The sequence below is a fragment of the Mesorhizobium sp. M7A.F.Ca.US.006.04.2.1 genome, assembly GCF_004022915.1.
GTDB lineage: Bacteria > Pseudomonadota > Alphaproteobacteria > Rhizobiales > Rhizobiaceae > Mesorhizobium > Mesorhizobium ciceri.
This window is the reverse complement of record NZ_RZQA01001346.1, coordinates 1-1,020: the sequence shown is the minus strand read 5'-3', so window position 1 is coordinate 1,020 and position 1,020 is coordinate 1. Positions and strand designations below refer to the sequence as shown.

Annotated in this window: 2 protein-coding genes; one reads left to right on the top strand and one right to left on the bottom strand. The window is 64.9% G+C overall.

Going from position 1 to position 1,020, the window contains the following annotated elements; all coding sequences use genetic code 11:
• On the top strand, positions 1 to 487 hold a 487-nt coding region (locus EN925_RS37200), incomplete at its 5' end, for an N-acetyltransferase (RefSeq protein WP_164894728.1).
• Positions 488 to 582: 95 nt separating this feature from the next.
• Here EN925_RS37200 and EN925_RS37195 read toward each other — a convergent pair.
• The gene (locus tag EN925_RS37195; protein ID WP_128337429.1) at positions 583 to 891 is read right to left on the bottom strand and encodes an SCP2 sterol-binding domain-containing protein; all 309 of its coding nucleotides are present in this window, start codon (positions 889 to 891) and stop codon (positions 583 to 585) included.
• Between the last annotated feature and the right edge of the window lie 129 nt (positions 892 to 1,020).

The following is a 1,020-nucleotide window of genomic DNA, read 5'->3' as shown; positions in this document are numbered from 1 at the left end:
GGCGTTGCTCGATCGGGCCATGGGGCCGAAGCGCAGGAAAAAGTCGTCGGAGAAGCTGCGGCGTGGCCGGCGGCCCTCGGAAGGCCTGGCCTTCGTCGCCCGCGATGCTTCGGGCGGCGTCGCCGGCACCGTGCGGCTGTGGGACGTCAGGCTGGGCGAGGGCGGTGCGGCCGCGCTGCTGCTTGGCCCGCTTGCCGTCGATCCGTCGCTCAAGAACGCCGGCATCGGCTCGGCCCTGATGCGCCATGCCATCGCCGAGGCGGCACGTCTTGGCCATGCCGCGATCCTTCTGGTCGGCGATGCGCCCTATTACGCGCGCTTCGGCTTCTCGGCCGAGAAGACCGGTTCGCTTGCCATGCCGGGACCCTATGAGCGGCACCGCCTGCTGGCGCTGGAACTGGTGGAAGGCGCGCTTGACGGCGTGCACGGCACGCTGAGGGCGGCCGGCCGCAAGCTGAAGGCGCAGGAATTGATATCGGCGGCCTGAGATACGAAGCCGCCAGCATTTCACGCAAAAACGCCGCCCGAAAAGGCGGCGTTTTTTCGCGATTGGTGGGCGCCACCTTGGGCGCCTGCATGCCTTCAGCCGATCAGCTGGCTGAGCGCCATGGCAACGGTCATGTCGCCTTCGACCTTTATCTTGCCGGTCATGAACGCCATTGTCGGGTTCAGGTCGCCAGCGATCAGCGAATCGAGATCGTCGAGCGAGAGCTTGATGGTGCAGTCGGTGGGTGCATCGGTGTTCGAGACGGTTGCGCCGTCGATGACGATGACGCCGTCGCTGCCGGTGTCGAATTTCACGGAACGATCGAACCCGCTGCTGGCCACGCGCGACTTGATCTTCTCGGCAATCTCCTGAACGCTTACGCTGTTCTCCTTGTCTGGTTGCATCTGTCTCGCAACGGCGCTTCGATCCAGCCGAAGCCCGTGCCGCGGTTTCGCGATCACGGTCGCTGCCGCATATAGCTTTGGGTTGACGTTTACGTCAACGCGAATTCAGGCGGTTGGTTCCTGCCGTTG

Excerpts from the sequence above, each read along its gene's own strand:
- EN925_RS37195 (WP_128337429.1), bottom strand. The coding sequence starts at position 891 with ATGCAACCAGACAAGGAGAACAGCGTAAGCGTTCAGGAGATTGCCGAG.